This is a genomic window from Agrobacterium sp. RAC06 (assembly GCF_001713475.1).
Taxonomy (GTDB): Bacteria; Pseudomonadota; Alphaproteobacteria; order Rhizobiales; family Rhizobiaceae; genus Allorhizobium.
Genome location: NZ_CP016499.1, coordinates 2932609 through 2950402 on the forward strand (window position 1 = coordinate 2932609; position 17794 = coordinate 2950402).

The window sequence follows — 17794 nt, forward strand, 5'->3', positions numbered from 1 at the left end:
GAATCAGCAGCTTCAAGTGGCCCGACTATAGGGGTTTTGGCCTGAGTTCCAAAGGCGAGGGCGTTGTTTCTGGTGGATAGAGAGGGCTTTTCAACCCCATCACGGCCGTTTTTTGGCGCCATCCAGAATATCCTGCATGTCTCGTATCACATCCGGGGAGAGCTGGCGAATCAGCTTCGAAAGATCGTTGGCGAAAGCCGTGTATTCCGGCTTCATGCCTGATGTGTCCACCACCACTCGGGGATCGGAACGGCCGGCCGTCGAGAAGAGCTCCTCGGCCTCGTCCCAGATGATGTTGAAATAGCCTGCAACGCGCTGGAGAAAGTCGAAATTTGGTAAGCCGCGCCGGCCGTGTTCGAGTGCCGAGAGATAGGCTGGAGAGACCCCGATCGCTGCGGCCATCTCCTTCTGAGAGACACCCTTGCGTTCCCGCAACTGCCGTAACGCGTCACCGAAAGGCGTCATCAGCGCTCCTGTCCGCGGCGGGCGAGCCGCACATAGAGAGCCCCCTCCCCGCCATGCTGACGTGCGGCAGGCTCGTAGGAGGAAATCAGGAAACGGAATTCCGGCAGGGAAAACCAGAGCGGCACCGCGCGCTTCAAGGCGCCTTCACTCCCCAGCGAGCTTCCCTTGCCAGTAATCACGAGGACATGGCGCAAACCCCGATCATGCGCCCGGATGAGGAAATCGAGCAGCATTCCATGCGCCTCACTCTGGATCAGTCCGTGCAGATCGATCCGAGCTTCAAGCGCCAGGTGACCGCGAGAGAGCTTGCGCTTGACCGGTTTTTCGAGGGGGTGGTGGATTCGGGGTGCGGATTTGCGATCAGGATCGGTGCTCGCACTCAACGATGAGATGGCAGTCCGATTGAGAGCGGGCACGTCCTTCTCTTCTACCGGAGTCTCGAACTGCTCTTCGAAACTCAGCAGGTCTTCCATACGTCCGGGCATCGGGCGGGTCGAACGCGCGACCTTGCCCCAGAGGATGCGATCTTCCGGATTGAGCTTTGGTCCACCCGACACTCAGACAAACCTCTCTGCCGCCTGCTTCGGGATGAGTATATAGAAGTCGGCCGTGTTGCGCACGGCCCCTGCCAACTCGCCCGCCTCGTCTCCGGAGCCCGTAAAGATATCCCCGCGTGCAGGTCCGACGATTGCAGAACCGGTATCGAGCGCCAGCATGGTCCGCGCGAAATCGCGTCCGCCATCCATATGCGTCAATCCCTTGGCATGGATGAAGAAAGGAAATCCGAAAGTATGGATCTGGCGATCGACCGCGAGAGATCGGCCCGCAATCAGCGGTACCTTGGCGGCCGCAATCGGACCACGGGTGAGATCGTCAACCTCCGCCTCCCGGAAGAAGATGTAGGATCGGTTGTGCCAGAGGATCTCGTCCACGCGATCCGGATGTGCAGCGAGCCAGGCCCGAATCGACTGCATGGAGATATTGACCTCCGGGATCTCCCCCCCATCGATCAGCAGGCGCCCGATGCCGGAGAAAGGATGACCAGCCTTGGCCGCATAGGTTATCCGACGCAGGCGTCCATCGGGATATCGCAACCGTGCAGCACCCTGGACATGGGCGAAGAACACATCGACCTTCGAGCGAGCCCAGGCGATTTCGAGCCCCCTGCCCTCGAGCCAGCCCCGATCAATGTCGCGGCGATCCGGATACGGCTTGAGGCCATCGTCTGTGCGTAGAGCGAATGCGTAACCGGCGTCGAGGTCGGCGGTTCGGTTGGCGTCATCCACGTCTACGAGATCCAGAGGACGACGATAGAAGGGATGGCGGTATTCGTCATCGGGCTGATCGCTGACAGCGACTTCAGGCTCGTAGAATGCCGTGACCAGACCTGCGTTTTGGCCGCTGGGCTCGACCAGGAAGGGTCGCGTTCGCTGTTCGAAGAAAAGCCGCGCCTGAGCTGCGTTGTCCGGACTGTGCGTCGATGCAGCGTCCAGCAGAGGCATCAGATCTTCGGCGGTCAGTCCCAAGGCACCTGGCTTATATGGTTTGACCGACTGCAGGTATCTCCTACAGTCGGTCAAGGCAGGCCAAAGCGATGACGGATCGTCGGATGACCAGCCGGGCAGATCATCGAAGGATGCCGGCCTCAGACGACAGGCGCTGAGATCGGTCATTGTTCTGCTTCGGTCGCGATCAGCTTCCAGTTCGGATCGCGCGAGCGCACATCGCGGGCGAAGGTCCACACGTCGTTCACCTCCGACACCGCCTCGGCATCGCCATCAATGATGACGCCTGCCTTGTCGTAGGTGGCCGTGATCAACTGGCTGACGATGCGAACGGTCACCTGCTCCTCGTTTTCACGAGCGGATGCCTGGATTATGTCCGCCTTCTCGATGCCGACAAAAGTCGACTTCACGATCTCGCCGCGGCTCTCGCGATCGGCGATTGCGCTTTCGAAACCGTCGAAGACCTCGCGGGAGAGCAGTCCTTTCAAAGCCTTCCGGTCGCCATCGGCATAGGCCATGACGATCATCTCGTAAGCGATCTTGGCACCGTTCAGGAATTCCTTCGGGTTGAAGCTCGCGTCGTGGCGCAGAAGTTCGCGCAACTGATCGTTCAGGGCTGTGCCGGCAGGCGCGTAGGCGTCCACGGCCACATAGCGATCTTCAGCGTTGCCATCCTCACGGCGCGGAAGGGTGACAACCTTGCCATCGTCTCGCGCTGCACCCTTGGCCAGATCGCGCTGTGCGAACGGATCGAACGGCGGCTTTTCATGGCCCGTGCGTCGTCCAAGCACGCTACGGAGCTGAAAGAAGATCAGAACCGCCGCGACCAGGAAGAACAATGTAACGAAATCACTAGACCCCATGAATACCGCCAGGCTTGATTGAATTTAATTTTTCCTTCTCCCATATAGTCCGCAGCGCCGCATCATTCAAATGGCGCAATGCATTCTTTGCATCGAGTAAGCGCCGACTCTTGCGATATCCGGATCACAAAGGCGTTTGGAGCAGCCCATGCGCCTTCCCCTGGTGCTTTTTCTCATCGCACCGCTCATTGAAATCGCCAGCTTTATCCTGGTCGGGCAAGCCATCGGCGTGTTGCCGACCCTGGCGCTGATCATTCTGTCGGCATTCGCAGGTGTCATACTGCTTCGCTATCAGGGGGCGGGTATCCTGCGCCGATTGCAGAGCGAGGCGCAGCGAGGCATGGATCCCGGACGGGAACTGGTTCACGGTGCCCTTCTGGTGGTGGCTGCCTTTCTTCTGATCGTGCCCGGCTTCTTTGGCGATATCATCGGAATTCTGCTCTTCCTGCCCTTCGTTCGTGATCTCGCCTGGCGTTTGATCAAGCCGCGGCTCGTTGTCCGCAGCAGTTTTTCCGAAGCCGGTTTCAGGACGAGCCGCCCAAAAGACGAGAATGTGGTCGACCTCGGCGACGACGAGTATCAGCGTGAACCCGACCCGAACTCGCCCTGGCGCGATCCGCGGATCGGCCGCGACTGACGCTCCGCGGCACTGGCCGGCAGGGTTGTAAGCGCCAGTTTCAAATGTTAGATGGCCTTAGCAATTCATCTTCAAGGACACGCCCTATGGCCGACAACAATCAGGGAACGGCTTCTCCGTCCCTCAATATTCTCGCCCAGTACATCAAGGATTTTTCGTTTGAAAATCCGGGTGCACCCCGCTCGCTTCAAGCGCGCGACAAGGCGCCGGCCATCAACATAAACGTCAATGTCAATGCAAACCCGCTTTCCGACAACGACTTCGACGTCGTCCTGGCGCTGAATGCGGAAGCCAAGGATGGCGACAAGGTCGTGTTCGTGACCGAACTGATCTATGGCGGCGTCTTCCGCATCTCAGGCTTCCCGCAGGAACACATGCTGCCGGTTCTCTTCATCGAGTGCCCGCGCCTGCTCTTCCCGTTTGCCCGTCAGATCATCGCCGACGCGACCCGCAACGGTGGCTTCCCGCCGCTGATGATCGATCCGATCGACTTCGCCCAGATGTTCGCTCAGCGTGTTGCCGAAGAGCAGTCCCGCGCGAAGACGCAGTCAGTGCCGAACTGAGACCCATTCTCTGTTTGCCAAAGCAAAGGGCCCTTTTGGGCCCTTTTTTCATGCGTCGTATTTTGACCAGATCGCTTTGCCGCCAAGACGCCCGACGAGTTTGGCATGGCCTTCCACCTCGGCCGCGGAGAGACGTGGTGCAAGAGCACGCGGACGGTCGTAGCTGATCTCGATCACGTCATCGACTTCGCTCGTCTGGCTCCGGCGCGTGTCGATGGTCGTCAGACCCAGTGCTGCCTGCCGCCCGCCGAGCATCTCGATATAGACTTCGGCCAGCAGTTCGGAGTCGAGCAGAGCGCCGTGCTTCGTACGATGCGAGTTGTCGATGCCGTATCGACGGCAGAGGGCGTCCAGCGAGTTCGGCCCCATCGGATGCTTGCGGCGTGCGAGCGCCAGCGTGTCGATCACCATATCGGACGGGACCGGTGCGAGGCTCAGGCGCTCGAACTCAGCGTTGATGAAACCCATGTCGAATGAGGCGTTGTGCGCGATCCACTTGGCGCCTTCAAAAAATTCCTGGAGCTCGGAAACGATCTCTGCGAAGACCGGCTTGTCCTTCAGGAACTCATCGGTGATGCCGTGCACCGCCAACGCATCGGGATGTACCTTCCGGTCGGCGGGGTTGATGTAGACATGAAAGGTGCGACCGGTCGGAAAATGATTGAGCAATTCGATGCCACCGATTTCGATGATCCGGTCAGCCTTGTTGTCGAGCCCGGTCGTTTCCGTATCGAAGATGATCTCACGCATTGTCTGTCCGCTCCGCCTCTTCGCGTAGTTCTTTGACGATCGTTTTGACCTGCGCCCGCGCGCTGTCAATCCCGTGACCGGTATCAATGACGTAATCGGCCCTCGCACGCTTCTGTGCGTCCGGAACCTGCCTGGAGAGGATCAACTGGAACTTCTCTTCGGTCATCCCAGGCCGTGCCAGCACCCGCGCTCTCTGCATCTCGGGTTCGCAACTCACGACAACGATCCGGTCAACACGCTTTTCACCGCCGGTCTCGAACAACAAGGGAATGTCGAGCACGACGAAAGCTTGGCCGAGTGCGCGTTGCTGCTCGAGAAAAGTCAATTCCCTGTTCCGCACCAGAGGATGCACGATGGCTTCGAGCTCTTTAAATTTAGCCGGATTCTTTGCCAGATTCGCCGACAGTTTGGCACGATCAACAATGCCGTCGACAATGGTATCGGGGAAGATGCGTGCGACGGGCTCGACGGCTTCCGAGCGGTAGAGTTCGTGAACCACGCGATCCGCATCATTGACGGGCACACCTTCGTCGGCAAAGAGCGCAGCCGTTGTGGACTTGCCCATGCCGATCGAGCCTGTGAGCCCCACGATGATCATGCATGCGCCTCGATGTCGTCGAGCACGAGTTGGCGCAACTCAGCAGTCACTTCGGGCTTTTGTCCGAACCATCGTTCAAATCCAGGCACGGCCTGGTGCAGAAGCATGCCGAGACCATCGACCGTCGGCAGACCAATCTGCTCTGCCTGCTGAAGGAAGGGTGTCTTCAAAGGGACGTAGACGATATCGGTGACAAGGGCGTCATTCTTCATCCTGTCAAAGGGAAGAAGGGGCGCAGCCGTGCCATCCATGCCCAAAGATGTCGTGTTCACGAACAGCCCGGCACCGTCCAGAAGGGAATTGAGGGCGTCCATGCCGTGCGCATGGAGCGGTGCCCCAAACCGATCTGCGAGTTCCTGCGCGCGCTCTATCGTCCGGTTGACCACATGGATTTCAGAGATGCCCCGATCACGAAGAGCTTGGAGAATGGCACGGCTGGCCCCCCCTGCTCCCAGAACCACGGCGCGATCGACCTTATCCCATCCCGGGTGCTGTGCATCGAGATTTGCAACAAAGCCGATGCCGTCGGTGTTCGTCGCGTGCAGCAAACCGTCTTCACGCCAGAGCGTATTGGCTGCTCCGAGCTCTTCTGCCACCGGGTCAATCCGATCGACAAGTCTGCTCGCCGCCTCCTTGTGCGGGATCGTGATGTTGCCGCCCCGATAGGGGCTGTCTGCGTCTTTGAGACGAAGCATGAAATCGCCAAAGTCCTCCGGGGCCACCGCAATCTTCTCATAGGTACCCGGCAGACCGTAGGCTTGAAGCCAGTGCCCATGGATCACAGGCGAGCGAGAATGCTTAATTGGATAGCCGGCGACAAAAGCACGAGCAAAAGATGTTTCACGTGAATCACGCATGGTTAATCTCGTGCTGACGAAGGGCTGCGAGGAGAGGCAAAAGCGGTAGGCCGAGAATGGTGAAATAGTCGCCAGCGATGGCATCAAAGAGCTGAATGCCCTCCCCTTCGAGCTGATAGCAGCCGACGCTGGACAAGATCGACTTGCCATTGCGCTCGATGTAGCCGTCCAGGAACTCATCTGAAAAGTCACGAACCTGCATGCAGGCTTTCGTCACGTCGCTCCAGATCAGCTCGCCATCCCGAACCAGACAGACTGCGCTATTCAGGAAGTGTGCCTTGCCGCGCAGGCTGACCAAGGTCTGCCGGGCCTCATCCAGAGAAGCGGCCTTGTGAAAGATCTGGATTCCGAGAGACATGGTCTGGTCGCAGCCGATGACGAAGGCGCCTGGAGCGCGGTCCGACACATCCATGGCCTTGGCCAGCGCCAGGTGCCGGGCAACCGATACCGGGTCTCGTCCTGCGAGCGGCAGATTTTCCTCGATCGCTCTTTCATCCACCGTCGCCGGGATCGCGATAAAGTCGAGGCCGGCATTTTTCAAAAGCATCTGGCGCGCCGTGCTGCCCGACGCGAGAATCAAGGGTGAGCCCATGCTGAGACCTTCGTGATGGTAGTGTCCTGAATTAGCGCGGCTTGGGACGCAGAGCAACAATCGCCGCCGCCGTCTCCTCGATCGACCGGCGCGTCACGTCGATCAGAGGCCAGTTGTTGCGCGCACACAGCGAGCGGGCATATTTCAGCTCCTCCGTGATTGAGGCCCGGTCGACATACTCGCTGCGGTCATAGCCTGTTGTCGCGCCAAGGACCCGGTTCTCGCGAACCTGGGAAATCCGATCCGACGTGGCGATGAGACCAACGATCAGAGGCCGCGTTGCTTTCAGCAATCCTTCGGGCAGTGGAACGCCCGCGACGATCGGCAGGTTCGCGGTCTTGATGCCGCGGTTGGCGAGATAGATGCTCGTCGGGGTCTTGGAGGTGCGGCTGATGCCGATGATCACGACATCGGCCTGATCATAATCCTCCGGCGCCTGGCCATCGTCATGGTCCATGGTGAAATTCAACGCTTCAATGCGTGCGAAATATTCGGCGTTCAGAACATGCTGAGCACCGACGCGGCCGCGGGACGGCGCGCCCAGATAGTCCTGAAACTTCTCGATGATCGGGGCCAGCACGTTGACGCAGGGCAAGCCCAGTTCATGACATCCCGTTTCGACAAGTGCTGCGAGATCCTGGTCGACGATCGTGTAGAGCACGATACCGGGTTCGCGATCGAGCGCATCGATCAACGCCTTGATCTGTTTCTTGCTGCGGATCAGGGGATAAACATGCTCGATGGCATTGGAACCGCGAAATTGCGCGGCGGCTGCTCGGCCTGCCGAGATCAGAGTCTCGCCCGTTGAGTCAGAAATCAGGTGGAGATGGAAGAAGTTTTTCCGGTTCTCCACGTTCTTCACCGCACCCTGTTGATAGTCTGGGATAAACAGAGGCCACGGCGAGCGGGGCGGACCAGGCGCGGGAAAAGTGTCGATTTATCCACAATTGGACCCCGAGAGGCTCTCGATTCCAGGGGGCTGTGAATTACGGTAATGACAGAAGATCGTTCTTAGCATTTCGACTCCTCCTCCTCCGTTAACCCGGATTCTGTCCGGATCGCAAATCCATGGAATCACGGGTTAATTTGCAGTTATCCCCATTATCCCAGAGCCGGAGCGAACTCGGTGGCCTCGACTATCGACTGAAATCCCGGATTGCGAACAAGCTGTGATCGTCGATTAATCCTTGATAGTCAGAGACTCTTAGAAATAGAAGAAGATTCAATATCTCTTTTCTTTTTTGAAAGGGCTTGAGCCTTGAGCACGCCGAACCGAAAAGTCCTCGACGTTCTGAATGGGAAAACGGTCACGCCACCGCCCATCTGGCTCATGAGACAAGCAGGCCGTTATCTCCCGGAGTATCGGGAAACACGGAAGAAGGCCGGGAGCTTTCTCGATCTCTGTTACTCCCCCGAGTATGCGACGGAGGTGACCCTTCAGCCGATCCGCCGATATGGCTTTGATGCAGCTATCCTGTTTTCGGATATTCTGGTCATCCCGGATGCGCTTCATCGCAACGTGACCTTCACGGAAGGCCATGGTCCGCAGATGGACCCCATCGACACGGACGGCATACTGGCGCTTTCGCAGGAAGGCGTCCTGGATCACCTCAAGCCGGTCATGGAGACGGTTTCACGGCTGCGTGGGGCGCTGCCCAGCGAAACGACCCTGCTTGGCTTCTGTGGGGCTCCCTGGACGGTGGCGACCTACATGATCGCAGGACATGGCACACCCGACCAGGCGCCTGCCCGTCTCTTCGCCTATCGTCATCCGGAGGTCTTTGCCCGTCTCCTCGATTTTCTCGCCGATGTCTCCGCCGACTACCTCGTCGCGCAGATCGATGCGGGTGCGGACGCCGTTCAGATCTTCGATTCCTGGGCAGGTGTTCTGGGCGAGGCAGAATTCGAGGCTTTCGCCGTGCGGCCCGTTCGCCGCATCATCGACTCGGTCAAGTCGCGTCGTCCTCAGGCGAAGGTGATCGCCTTTGCCAAGGGCGCCGGCATCTTGTTGAAGAATTATCGCCAGGACACCCGTGCTGACGCCATTGGTCTCGATTGGTCGGTTCCCTTGAGCTTTGCTGTGGAGCTGCAGAAGGATGGTCCTGTTCAAGGTAACCTCGATCCGATGCGTGTGGTGGCCGGCGGTGTAGCGCTCAAGGACGGGATCGATGCGATCCTCCAGGCACTCGGCCATGGACCGCTGATCTTCAATCTCGGCCACGGGATTACGCCGCAGGCTGATCCGGAGCATGTGACCGAGCTCGTCGCCCAGGTTCGGAGTTTCGGCTGACCATGGAAAAGCAGATCGACGACAAGCCCGGGATGCGCGCAGCGAGAAAGGCTGCGACAGCTCTCGTGTTTTTCGGGATCGTCGGTGCCGGTATCATGCTGGCCGGACCAGATCAGGCTTACCCCTGGATCAAAGCGCTGCATGTCATCGCGATCATCTCGTGGGTGGCAGGCATGCTCTACCTGCCGCGACTGTTCATCTATCATTCGGACTGTGATCCATCGTCACAGCAGGCAAAAACGTTTGCCGTCATGGAAACCAGGCTGATGAAGGTGATCATGACGCCGGCGATGGTCGTTTCCTGGATTCTGGGATTGTATCTGGCCTGGCAGGTTTTTGCGTTCCAGGGTGGTTGGCTGCATGCCAAGATCGCAGCCGTTGTCGCATTGTCCGGCGTTCACGGCTATTTCGCCAAGGCTGTCAAATCGTTCGGGCGTGGCGAGTACGTGGGAACGCCGCGTTACTGGCGCATGATGAACGAGGCGCCTACCCTGCTGATGATCCTGATTGTGGTCCTTGCGGTCGTGAAGCCCTTCTGATCGCGGCGCGATCACGCATTATTTTCGGTAGTGCCGGCTTTTCGCTTGCGGTCGAATCCGCGAGTCGCTATTTTCGCGCTACTTCCTCCCTTGGCTTGCGTACTATTCAGTCATTTGCGGCTCTCGCGATCGTACCGAATTCCACCAGCTCGCCGTTCCCCTTGAAAATTCTATCTGACGTGGTCCCTCTTCATGGCTGAAATGAAGCTACAAGAACTCAAAAGCAAATCGCCGACCGATCTCCTGACCTTTGCTGAATCGCTCGAAGTTGAAAACGCGAGCACGATGCGCAAGCAGGAGCTGATGTTTGCGATCCTGAAGATGCTCGCGAGCCAGGATGTTGAGATCATCGGCGAAGGCGTGGTGGAAGTACTGCAGGATGGCTTCGGTTTCCTGCGTTCGGCCAATGCGAACTATCTCCCAGGCCCTGACGATATCTACATTTCGCCCTCACAGATCCGCCGCTTCTCGTTGAAGACCGGCGATACCGTCGAAGGTCCAATCCGGGGACCGAAGGAAGGCGAGCGCTATTTCGCCTTGCTGAAGGTTAACACGATCAATTTCGAGGATCCCGAAAAGATCCGCCACAAGGTGCATTTCGACAACCTGACGCCGCTCTATCCGAACGAGCGCTTCAAGATGGAACTCGATGTTCCGACGTCGAAGGACCTGTCTGCACGCGTCATCGATCTCGTGGCGCCACTCGGCAAGGGCCAGCGTGGCCTGATCGTCGCACCACCGCGCACCGGTAAGACGGTCATTCTCCAGAATATCGCGCATTCGATCACGGCCAACCATCCGGAATGTTATCTGATCGTCCTTCTGATCGACGAACGTCCGGAAGAAGTGACCGACATGCAGCGTTCGGTCCGCGGTGAAGTCGTGTCTTCGACCTTCGACGAGCCCGCGGTTCGTCACGTTCAGGTGGCGGAAATGGTCATCGAGAAGGCCAAGCGTCTTGTCGAACATGGGCGAGACGTCGTCATTCTGCTCGATTCCATCACGCGCCTCGGCCGCGCCTACAACACCGTTGTGCCGTCGTCCGGCAAAGTCTTGACCGGTGGTGTCGATGCCAATGCATTGCAGCGCCCGAAGCGCTTCTTCGGTGCAGCGCGCAACATCGAAGAAGGCGGTTCGCTGACGATCATCGCAACGGCACTGATCGACACTGGTAGCCGTATGGACGAAGTCATCTTCGAAGAGTTCAAGGGCACTGGTAACTCGGAAATCGTTCTCGATCGCAAGGTCGCGGACAAGCGCATCTTCCCGGCCATGGACATCCTCAAGTCCGGTACGCGTAAGGAAGATCTGTTGGTCCCGCGCCAGGATCTCCAGAAGATTTTCGTTCTCCGCCGTATTCTTGCGCCGATGGGCACGACCGATGCCATCGAATTCCTCATCGACAAGCTCAAGCAGACGAAGAACAACGGCGACTTCTTCGACTCGATGAACACCTGATGTGGTGCCGGTTTCGGCCGGCAGCCTCAGGCTTCGCCTGTGAGTGATCTCGTGACCGCTCGTTCCGATACGATTTGTGCTCTTGCGTCCGGCGGTTTACCCGCCGGCGTTGCTGTTATCAGGGTCAGTGGTCCTAGCAGCTTCGAAGCCGTCAGTCAGATGGTTGGCTCACTGCCCGAACCGCGCCTGGCAGCCCTGCGGACATTGCGGACCACGAGCGGTGAGTTTCTTGATCGGGGTCTTGTTCTCGTTTTCCCAGCACCCAATTCCTTCACCGGTGAGGACTGTGTGGAATTGCATCTGCATGGTGGCCGCGCCGTTGTGAACGCGGCACTTCGATCATTAGCCGGATTCAACGGGATTAGATTGGCCGAAGCCGGAGAGTTCTCGAAACGCGCGTTTGAAAACGGCAAGATGGATCTTGTCGAGGTCGAAGGTCTCGCCGATCTCCTTAGCGCCGAGACCGAGATGCAGAGAAGGCTTGCGGGTGAACAGGCCAATGGTCATCTGTCCGCTGTCTACGACGAATGGCGTGAGAAACTTGTATTCGTACGCGCCATGCTCGAAGCAGAACTGGACTTCAGTGACGAGGGCGACATTCCAGGTTCGGTGTCCGATCGTATCTGGGCCGACGTCGGCGAGCTAAAGTTACAGGTGGACCGGGCAATCGGCAATCTTCGGGCCGGCGAGATCATCCGTGATGGTTTCAAGGTGGCCCTTGCCGGCCTGCCGAATGCCGGGAAATCAAGCCTGATGAATGCGTTGGCGCAGCGCGACGTGGCAATTGTGACACCTGTAGCCGGTACGACGCGCGATGTTGTTCGCTGTGAACTGGACATCGATGGATACAAGTTTGAACTCTCCGATACTGCTGGTCTCAGAGACACAGACGATCTGGTTGAGCAGGAGGGGATCCGTCGTGCCTTCCGGACGATCAATGATGCTGATCTTGTTCTGCATCTGATCGATCTGTCCGAGCAGCCGAAAGCGCAGCCGATAGATTTCGACCGCCCCACACTGTGTATCGGGACGAAAAGCGACCTTGCCAGCGATGTAGTGCCTAATTCTGCTTGCGCTTTCCACGTGTCGTCCGCTTCAGGAGAAGGGCTTGATGTCCTGAGAGATCGGCTGCTCGATGCAGTGCGTAGCCATACTCAGGTCGAGAGCCTTGCAATTCCCAGTCGTTTGAGGCATGCAGAGCGCCTTCGGTTGGCGTCGAGACATCTTGCGTCCGCGCTGGAGGGCATTTTGTTACCTCTCGAGATCCGTGCCGAAGAATTGCGATTGGCGTCCGTCGAATTGGCGCGAGTGACCGGTCGAATCGATACCGAAACGCTTTTGGGTAAAATCTTCTCCGAATTCTGTGTCGGCAAGTGATTCACGTGAAACAGGCTGTATCGCGATCATGTCTGAGAGACATTTCGATGTAATTGTTGTTGGTGGTGGTCATGCCGGTACCGAAGCAGCCGCAGCGGCTGCACGCATGGGTGCAAAAACCGCGCTCGTGACCCACAAGGCTGAAACAATCGGCGTCATGTCCTGCAATCCGGCGATTGGCGGCTTGGGAAAAGGGCATCTTGTCCGTGAGATTGATGCGCTTGACGGCATCATGGGTCGCGCGGCGGACGAGGGCGGCATTCAGTTTCGTATGTTGAACCGGAAGAAGGGCCCGGCTGTTTGGGGGCCGCGCACGCAGGCGGATCGAAAGCTCTATCGACGGGCTGTTCAGCGTTTGCTTGCGGACATTCCTAATCTCGACATCATCGAAGGTGGCGTGGTCGGATTTGTTCGTGACACTACCGAAATAAATGGTGTGATCCTTGGTGACGGGCTGCAACTTCGTGCTGCAGCAGTCGTCTTGACAACCGGTACCTTTCTCAACGGTGTGATCCACATCGGTGACAAAAAGATTGCTGCCGGCCGTGTTGGCGAGGCCCCTGCCCTGGGTGTCAGTGATGACTTGGCAGCGTTGGGCCTGAAGCTTGGTCGCCTCAAGACCGGGACCCCTGCGCGCCTCGATCGCAAAACGATCCGCTGGGACGAGCTTGAAGTTCAGGAAGCGGATGAGAATCCCATCCCATTCTCATTCATGACGGAAACGGTCACTACGCCACAGATCGCTTGCGGCATCACGCGAACGACGACTGAAACCCATCGGATCATCCGGGAGAACATCCACCGCTCGGCCATGTATTCCGGCCAAATCGAAGGTGTCGGTCCGCGGTATTGTCCTTCCATTGAGGACAAGATCAATCGCTTCGGCGATCGCGATGGTCATCAGATCTTTCTGGAGCCGGAAGGATTGGATGACGACACCATCTATCCAAACGGGATCTCGACCTCGCTTCCGGAGGATGTCCAGGAGCTATTCATACGGTCAATCCCTGGCCTGGAGAATGTCCGAATCCTCCAGCCGGGTTATGCGATCGAGTATGACTACGTCGATCCACAGCAGCTCGACCTATCGCTGGCTGTTAAAGGTGTGAAGGGTTTGTACCTCGCTGGTCAGATCAATGGCACCACTGGTTATGAAGAGGCTGGCGCGCAAGGGTTGCTGGCAGGGATCAATGCAGCCCGGCTTGCAGCCGGTCAAAGTGGTTTCTCCTTCAGCCGTACGGATTCTTATATCGGCGTAATGATCGATGACCTGACATCGCGCGGCGTTGCAGAGCCCTATCGTATGTTTACCTCGCGGGCCGAGTATCGGTTGTCGTTGAGGGCTGACAATGCCGACATGCGGCTTACGCCCTATGGCATTGAGCTTGGTTGCGTATCTTCTGAACGGGCCAGAAAATTTGAGACTTATCGCGCTCAACGGGAAGGGCTGTATGAACAGCTTGGAGCGCTTACCGCCTCGCCTAATGAGATGGCTATCGCCGGAGTGGCGATCAACCAGGATGGTCGTCGTCGTTCGGCTCGAGAGATCCTCTCCTATCCTGACATAAACTGGGATCAGGTTGTTCAAGTCTGGCCTGAACTAAATTCTACGGATGCGAAGATCGCAACCGCCGTCGAGATCGATTGCCTCTACCATGTCTATCTTGAAAGGCAGTCGGCGGATATCGAAGGCTTGCGGGCCGAGGAAGAGCGGGTGATCCCCGATGATTTCGACTATTCAGTGCTATCTGGTCTCTCTAATGAGCTGAAGGCTAAGTTGATTGCTAGAAGGCCCCGCAATATTGCCCAGGCAAGTCGGCTCGAAGGGATGACTCCTGCGGCTGTCGCTTTGCTTGTCGCGCACCTGCGCAAAACCCAAGTTAGTAAATTGGCATCCTGATATGCAAAGAACGAAAAGTGCTCCGTATGGAATCGATGTTTCACGTGAAACGCAGGAGCGCCTTGATCGCTTTGCCAACCTCTTTCTGAAATGGGCTGCTAGAATCAATCTCATAGCGCCTTCGACGCTGGAACAACTATGGACGCGGCACATTGCGGACTCGTTGCAACTCCGAAACATTGTGCCGACTCCGGGCCAGTGGATCGATCTCGGAAGCGGCGGGGGATTTCCGGGTATCATCACGTCGATCACCTTGGCGGAAAGCCAAGCTGGATGGGTGGATCTCGTCGAAAGCAACAATAAGAAGTGTGGCTTCCTGCGGACGGCAATTTTGGAGACAGGTGCTCGGGCGTCCGTCCACCCTCTCCGGATCGAGGATGCCTCTTCGAAGCTTCCCGCGCCCGACTTCATATCCGCGCGTGCACTTGCCGAACTTGATTTGCTGTTCGCTTATGCCCATCCCTGGGCACTTGCCAATCCAAATCTCAAGTTGATCTTCCATAAAGGTCGGGATTACCAGTCCGAGATCGATAAAGCGCGTGGTCGCTGGGACTTCGATCTGGTAAAACATCAAAGCGTTGTCGAGGCAGATTCCGTGATCTTGGAGATCACCTCTCTGACGCGCAGGGTTTAACGGTTCGGGTGCCAAATGAGTCTCGAGAAAAACCGCATCATTACCATCGCCAACCAAAAGGGTGGCGTGGGCAAGACCACGACAGCGATCAACCTGGCGACAGCCCTGGCGGCGATCGGAGAGCGTGTGCTCATCGTTGACCTGGACCCGCAGGGAAATGCCAGTACCGGCCTCGGTATCGACCGTCGTGACCGGCGCCTGTCTTCCTACGATGTGCTGATCGGGACCCATTCGGTCAGCGAAGCGGTCCTCGAAACGGCTGTGCCGAACCTCTCGATCGTCCCATCAACGATGGACCTGCTCGGTTTCGAAATGGAAATCTCGCAGCAGGCGGATCGGGTCTTTCGTCTGAGAAGAGCCCTCAATCAGGATGATGCGCGCGCTTACAGCTATGTGCTGCTCGACTGCCCGCCCTCGTTCAACCTTTTGACGATGAATGCCATGGCGGCGGCGCATTCGGTTCTGGTGCCTTTGCAGTGCGAGTTCTTTGCGCTCGAAGGTCTCAGCCAGCTGCTCGACACCATCAACCAAGTGCGTCAGACGGTGAATCCGACCCTCGATATCCAGGGTATCGTGCTGACGATGTTCGATTCCCGCAACAATCTCGCGCAGCAGGTCGTTAGCGATGTGCGCGAGCATCTCGGCGAGAAGGTTTACGCTACGCTTATTCCGCGGAATGTGCGGGTCTCCGAGGCGCCGTCTTATGGTAAGCCGGCTATCCTTTATGATCTCAAATGCGCCGGCAGCCAGGCCTATCTGCAGCTGGCTTCGGAAGTCATTCAGCGCGAACGGCAGCGTAAAGCCGCCTAATCTTCGTACAAGGGTGTGAGTATGAGCGAAGACGTATCGAAACGGCGCCTCGGGCGTGGACTTGCAGCGCTGATCGGCGAGATGGATCAGCCAGTTCCCGTCGGCGAGGCGCGCCCGACCGTTAGCGCGGACCGGACCGTTCCGATCGAGTTCGTGGCCCGTAGCCCCAAGAACCCTCGCCGGTATTTCGACGAGGCCGAACTTCAGGATCTGGCCGGATCCATTCGCCAGCACGGGATCGTTCAACCTGTCGTCGTACGGACCACGAGCAGCGATCGCTACGAAATCATTGCCGGCGAACGTCGCTGGCGCGCGGCACAACTCGCCGGTCTCGTTGAGATCCCCGTCATCGTTCGCGATGTCGATGACCGGACAGCACTTGAGCTGGCGATCGTCGAAAACGTTCAGCGCGCCGATCTCAATCCGCTGGAAGAAGCTCTTGGCTACGAGCAGCTCATCGCCGAACATGGCTATACCCAGAATGATCTGGGTGAGATCATCGGCAAGAGCCGCAGCCATGTTGCCAACAGCCTTCGACTGTTGAAACTCCCTGATCCGGTTCGGGACATGCTGGCGGATGGCAGCCTTTCGGCAGGTCATGCGCGCGCGCTTGTATCTACTCCGGATCCCGTCGTTCTTGCCAAGACGATCGCCCAGAAGGGTCTTTCCGTTCGCGATGCTGAGAAGCTGGCGCAGAACCATATCAAGGCACAGCAGTCCCCTGCCCCCGTGGATGTGCGTGAATCCAAGGATTCCGATACCATCGCCCTGGAGCGCAGCCTCTCAGATCGCCTCGGATTGTCAGTGTCGATCAACCACAAGGGCGGCGGCGGTCAGTTGAAGATCAATTACAAGACGCTCGATCAGCTCGAAGAGATCTGCCGCTTGCTAGAAGCACGCTGATCAGGCGCGGCGATTCCTTCGAGCTGACTGCAGCGTTGTCGCAAGAAGCGTCTGGATTGCCAGATTGTCTTCAAGCTGCGCGTTCTGGCGGCTTTGGAGGATCGCGGCGTTCAGTCTTGCGCTTTCCCGGGCCAGCTCAGAACTGTTCCAGTTCCGTAACGCTTTCTCGATTATCGGTTTGCGCTTGAAGTGAATTCCCCGCCCATGCGTCTGCATGACCTGCGAAGCCTGCTGCTGGCGCTCTTCCATCTCCAGGCGCATGGTTTCCAGCAGCTGCATCTGTTTCATCGTGCCCTGCAGGACGAGGAAGACAGCGGTCTTGGAGGCAATGACCTTCTGGACGGCATGGAGAAATCCATCGGGATCGCCTGACAAAACGGCATCGACCACCTCGTCAGTCGATACTGCACTCGCATCGCCAACGATCTCGAGCACATGGTTCTCGTCGATCAACTCGTCCTTCATGCAGTAGAGGACCAGCTTCTGTATTTCATTGCGGGACGCAATCCGATCGCCACCAATCGATTCCAGCAGAAATTCGCGTGCTGCCGGCGTAATGCGCAAATTGGCAGCCGCCAGTTCCGCGTCGATCAGGCTATTCAGCGCTCGTGCATCATCCTGGTAGCAGGCGATGCAGGCGATGCTGCGCTCTCCCTCGGCGACCTTGCGAAGTGCTGACCCCTTCTTGAGGTCACCGGCTTCGATCAGAAGATAGCTGCCCTCGGGTGGATGTGCCGCGAGATGCGCCAAACCGTCGACCAACTGTTTCTCGTTGGCGGCGCCTCGAACCCAAATCAGCTTCTCACCGCCGAAAAGCCCGAAGGCGTTGACCTCGTCGATGAGGCGACCCGGATCAGATTGGATGTCGGAGGCATCCAGACGGATCAGTGCAAAGCCGTCGTTGAGATCGACACCGGTTGTCTTGGCAACCTGGGAGGCGCGCTCTGCAACGAGTCCACGATCAGGCCCGTAAATAACGAACATCCGATAGTGCCTGGCCGATTTGGCCAGGAACCCTTCGAATTCATGCGATTTGACCTCAACCATGGTCGC

General features: G+C 57.9%; 20 protein-coding genes. 10 read left to right on the plus strand and 10 right to left on the minus strand.

All coding sequences use genetic code 11. The features are described 5' to 3' along the window. Positions 1-99: 99 nt before the first annotated feature. Genes BSY240_RS14130 through BSY240_RS14145 form a run of 4 tightly spaced genes read right to left on the minus strand, consistent with a single transcriptional unit; the run spans position 100 to position 2833 of the window. Positions 100-465 (minus strand): helix-turn-helix domain-containing protein, encoded by a 366-nt coding sequence (locus BSY240_RS14130; RefSeq protein WP_054150005.1) that lies wholly within the window; start codon positions 463-465, stop codon positions 100-102. Further along, positions 465-1022, minus strand: coding sequence for a Smr/MutS family protein (locus tag BSY240_RS14135; protein WP_054150006.1), 558 nt, complete (start codon positions 1020-1022; stop codon positions 465-467). Before BSY240_RS14135 ends, BSY240_RS14130 begins: the two co-directional genes overlap by 1 nt. After that, positions 1023-2138: a murein transglycosylase A gene (gene mltA / locus BSY240_RS14140; RefSeq protein WP_054150007.1), complete on the minus strand. Its 1116-nt coding sequence runs from the start codon at positions 2136-2138 to the stop codon at positions 1023-1025. Continuing rightward, positions 2135-2833: a Tim44/TimA family putative adaptor protein gene (locus tag BSY240_RS14145; RefSeq protein WP_054150008.1), complete on the minus strand. Its 699-nt coding sequence runs from the start codon at positions 2831-2833 to the stop codon at positions 2135-2137. The genes mltA and BSY240_RS14145 overlap by 4 nt, the downstream gene beginning before the upstream one ends. 148 nt (positions 2834-2981) lie before the next feature. On the opposite strand from BSY240_RS14145, the gene BSY240_RS14150 reads away from it, so the two are divergent. Together BSY240_RS14150 and secB are read left to right on the plus strand one after the other, a co-directional pair. Then, complete coding sequence (locus tag BSY240_RS14150; RefSeq protein ID WP_069042727.1) at positions 2982-3470, plus strand: FxsA family protein; 489 nt, start codon at positions 2982-2984, stop codon at positions 3468-3470. An 86-nt stretch (positions 3471-3556) separates the two neighbouring features. Continuing rightward, positions 3557-4033 carry a protein-export chaperone SecB gene (secB, locus tag BSY240_RS14155; RefSeq protein ID WP_054150010.1) on the plus strand — a complete coding sequence of 159 codons (477 nt, stop codon included), beginning with the start codon at positions 3557-3559 and terminating at the stop codon, positions 4031-4033. Positions 4034-4081: 48 nt separating this feature from the next. Here secB and dnaQ read toward each other — a convergent pair whose 3' ends face one another. From dnaQ to BSY240_RS14180, 5 genes are read right to left on the minus strand one after another with little or no spacing between them, the layout of a single operon-like run. Continuing rightward, positions 4082-4783, minus strand: coding sequence for a DNA polymerase III subunit epsilon (dnaQ, locus tag BSY240_RS14160; RefSeq protein ID WP_069042728.1), 702 nt, complete (start codon positions 4781-4783; stop codon positions 4082-4084). Then, positions 4776-5381: a dephospho-CoA kinase gene (coaE, locus tag BSY240_RS14165; protein ID WP_069042729.1), complete on the minus strand. Its 606-nt coding sequence runs from the start codon at positions 5379-5381 to the stop codon at positions 4776-4778. Before coaE ends, dnaQ begins: the two co-directional genes overlap by 8 nt. Beyond that, positions 5378-6238 carry a shikimate dehydrogenase gene (locus BSY240_RS14170; RefSeq protein WP_069042730.1) on the minus strand — a complete coding sequence of 287 codons (861 nt, stop codon included), beginning with the start codon at positions 6236-6238 and terminating at the stop codon, positions 5378-5380. Before BSY240_RS14170 ends, coaE begins: the two co-directional genes overlap by 4 nt. Next, on the minus strand, positions 6231-6830 hold the full coding sequence (locus tag BSY240_RS14175; RefSeq protein ID WP_069042731.1) for a Maf family protein: 600 nt from the start codon (positions 6828-6830) through the stop codon (positions 6231-6233). Before BSY240_RS14175 ends, BSY240_RS14170 begins: the two co-directional genes overlap by 8 nt. Positions 6831-6861: 31 nt before the next feature. Then, positions 6862-7683: a pyruvate, water dikinase regulatory protein gene (locus BSY240_RS14180; RefSeq protein ID WP_069042732.1), complete on the minus strand. Its 822-nt coding sequence runs from the start codon at positions 7681-7683 to the stop codon at positions 6862-6864. Between the two features lie 405 nt (positions 7684-8088). Here BSY240_RS14180 and hemE point away from each other — a divergent pair, with 405 nt between their 5' ends. From hemE to BSY240_RS14220, 8 genes are all read left to right on the plus strand, one after another. Continuing rightward, on the plus strand, positions 8089-9120 hold the full coding sequence (hemE, locus tag BSY240_RS14185) for a uroporphyrinogen decarboxylase (protein ID WP_069042733.1): 1032 nt from the start codon (positions 8089-8091) through the stop codon (positions 9118-9120). Between the two features lie 2 nt (positions 9121-9122). Next, a complete protein-coding gene (gene hemJ / locus BSY240_RS14190; protein WP_069042734.1) occupies positions 9123-9659 on the plus strand; it encodes a protoporphyrinogen oxidase HemJ in 537 nt (178 codons plus the stop codon). 192 nt (positions 9660-9851) lie between these two features. Continuing rightward, complete coding sequence (gene rho / locus BSY240_RS14195; RefSeq protein ID WP_085942900.1) at positions 9852-11117, plus strand: transcription termination factor Rho; 1266 nt, start codon at positions 9852-9854, stop codon at positions 11115-11117. Positions 11118-11168: 51 nt separating this feature from the next. Next, positions 11169-12494, plus strand: coding sequence for a tRNA uridine-5-carboxymethylaminomethyl(34) synthesis GTPase MnmE (gene mnmE / locus BSY240_RS14200; RefSeq protein ID WP_069043985.1), 1326 nt, complete (start codon positions 11169-11171; stop codon positions 12492-12494). Between the two features lie 28 nt (positions 12495-12522). Next, positions 12523-14394, plus strand: coding sequence for a tRNA uridine-5-carboxymethylaminomethyl(34) synthesis enzyme MnmG (gene mnmG, locus BSY240_RS14205; RefSeq protein ID WP_069042735.1), 1872 nt, complete (start codon positions 12523-12525; stop codon positions 14392-14394). 1 nt (position 14395) lies between these two features. Then, positions 14396-15028, plus strand: a complete 633-nt coding sequence (rsmG, locus tag BSY240_RS14210; protein ID WP_069042736.1) for a 16S rRNA (guanine(527)-N(7))-methyltransferase RsmG — start codon at positions 14396-14398, stop codon at positions 15026-15028. 15 nt (positions 15029-15043) lie between these two features. After that, positions 15044-15838, plus strand: coding sequence for a ParA family protein (locus BSY240_RS14215; protein ID WP_054150020.1), 795 nt, complete (start codon positions 15044-15046; stop codon positions 15836-15838). 21 nt (positions 15839-15859) lie between these two features. Then, positions 15860-16741, plus strand: a complete 882-nt coding sequence (locus BSY240_RS14220; RefSeq protein ID WP_069042737.1) for a ParB/RepB/Spo0J family partition protein — start codon at positions 15860-15862, stop codon at positions 16739-16741. On the opposite strand, the gene holA is transcribed toward BSY240_RS14220, so the two are convergent. Next, on the minus strand, positions 16742-17788 hold the full coding sequence (gene holA, locus BSY240_RS14225; protein ID WP_069042738.1) for a DNA polymerase III subunit delta: 1047 nt from the start codon (positions 17786-17788) through the stop codon (positions 16742-16744). Positions 17789-17794: the final 6 nt, after the last annotated feature.

Excerpts from the sequence above, each read along its gene's own strand:
- BSY240_RS14130 (WP_054150005.1), bottom strand. The coding sequence starts at position 465 with ATGACGCCTTTCGGTGACGCGTTACGGCAGTTGCGGGAACGCAAGGGT.
- mltA (WP_054150007.1), bottom strand. The coding sequence starts at position 2,138 with ATGACCGATCTCAGCGCCTGTCGTCTGAGGCCGGCATCCTTCGATGAT.
- BSY240_RS14145 (WP_054150008.1), bottom strand. The coding sequence starts at position 2,833 with ATGGGGTCTAGTGATTTCGTTACATTGTTCTTCCTGGTCGCGGCGGTT.
- BSY240_RS14150 (WP_069042727.1), top strand. The coding sequence starts at position 2,982 with ATGCGCCTTCCCCTGGTGCTTTTTCTCATCGCACCGCTCATTGAAATC.
- secB (WP_054150010.1), top strand. The coding sequence starts at position 3,557 with ATGGCCGACAACAATCAGGGAACGGCTTCTCCGTCCCTCAATATTCTC.
- dnaQ (WP_069042728.1), bottom strand. The coding sequence starts at position 4,783 with ATGCGTGAGATCATCTTCGATACGGAAACGACCGGGCTCGACAACAAG.
- coaE (WP_069042729.1), bottom strand. The coding sequence starts at position 5,381 with ATGATCATCGTGGGGCTCACAGGCTCGATCGGCATGGGCAAGTCCACA.
- BSY240_RS14170 (WP_069042730.1), bottom strand. The coding sequence starts at position 6,238 with ATGCGTGATTCACGTGAAACATCTTTTGCTCGTGCTTTTGTCGCCGGC.
- BSY240_RS14175 (WP_069042731.1), bottom strand. The coding sequence starts at position 6,830 with ATGGGCTCACCCTTGATTCTCGCGTCGGGCAGCACGGCGCGCCAGATG.
- hemJ (WP_069042734.1), top strand. The coding sequence starts at position 9,123 with ATGGAAAAGCAGATCGACGACAAGCCCGGGATGCGCGCAGCGAGAAAG.
- rho (WP_085942900.1), top strand. The coding sequence starts at position 9,852 with ATGGCTGAAATGAAGCTACAAGAACTCAAAAGCAAATCGCCGACCGAT.
- mnmG (WP_069042735.1), top strand. The coding sequence starts at position 12,523 with ATGTCTGAGAGACATTTCGATGTAATTGTTGTTGGTGGTGGTCATGCC.
- rsmG (WP_069042736.1), top strand. The coding sequence starts at position 14,396 with ATGCAAAGAACGAAAAGTGCTCCGTATGGAATCGATGTTTCACGTGAA.
- BSY240_RS14215 (WP_054150020.1), top strand. The coding sequence starts at position 15,044 with ATGAGTCTCGAGAAAAACCGCATCATTACCATCGCCAACCAAAAGGGT.
- BSY240_RS14220 (WP_069042737.1), top strand. The coding sequence starts at position 15,860 with ATGAGCGAAGACGTATCGAAACGGCGCCTCGGGCGTGGACTTGCAGCG.
- holA (WP_069042738.1), bottom strand. The coding sequence starts at position 17,788 with ATGGTTGAGGTCAAATCGCATGAATTCGAAGGGTTCCTGGCCAAATCG.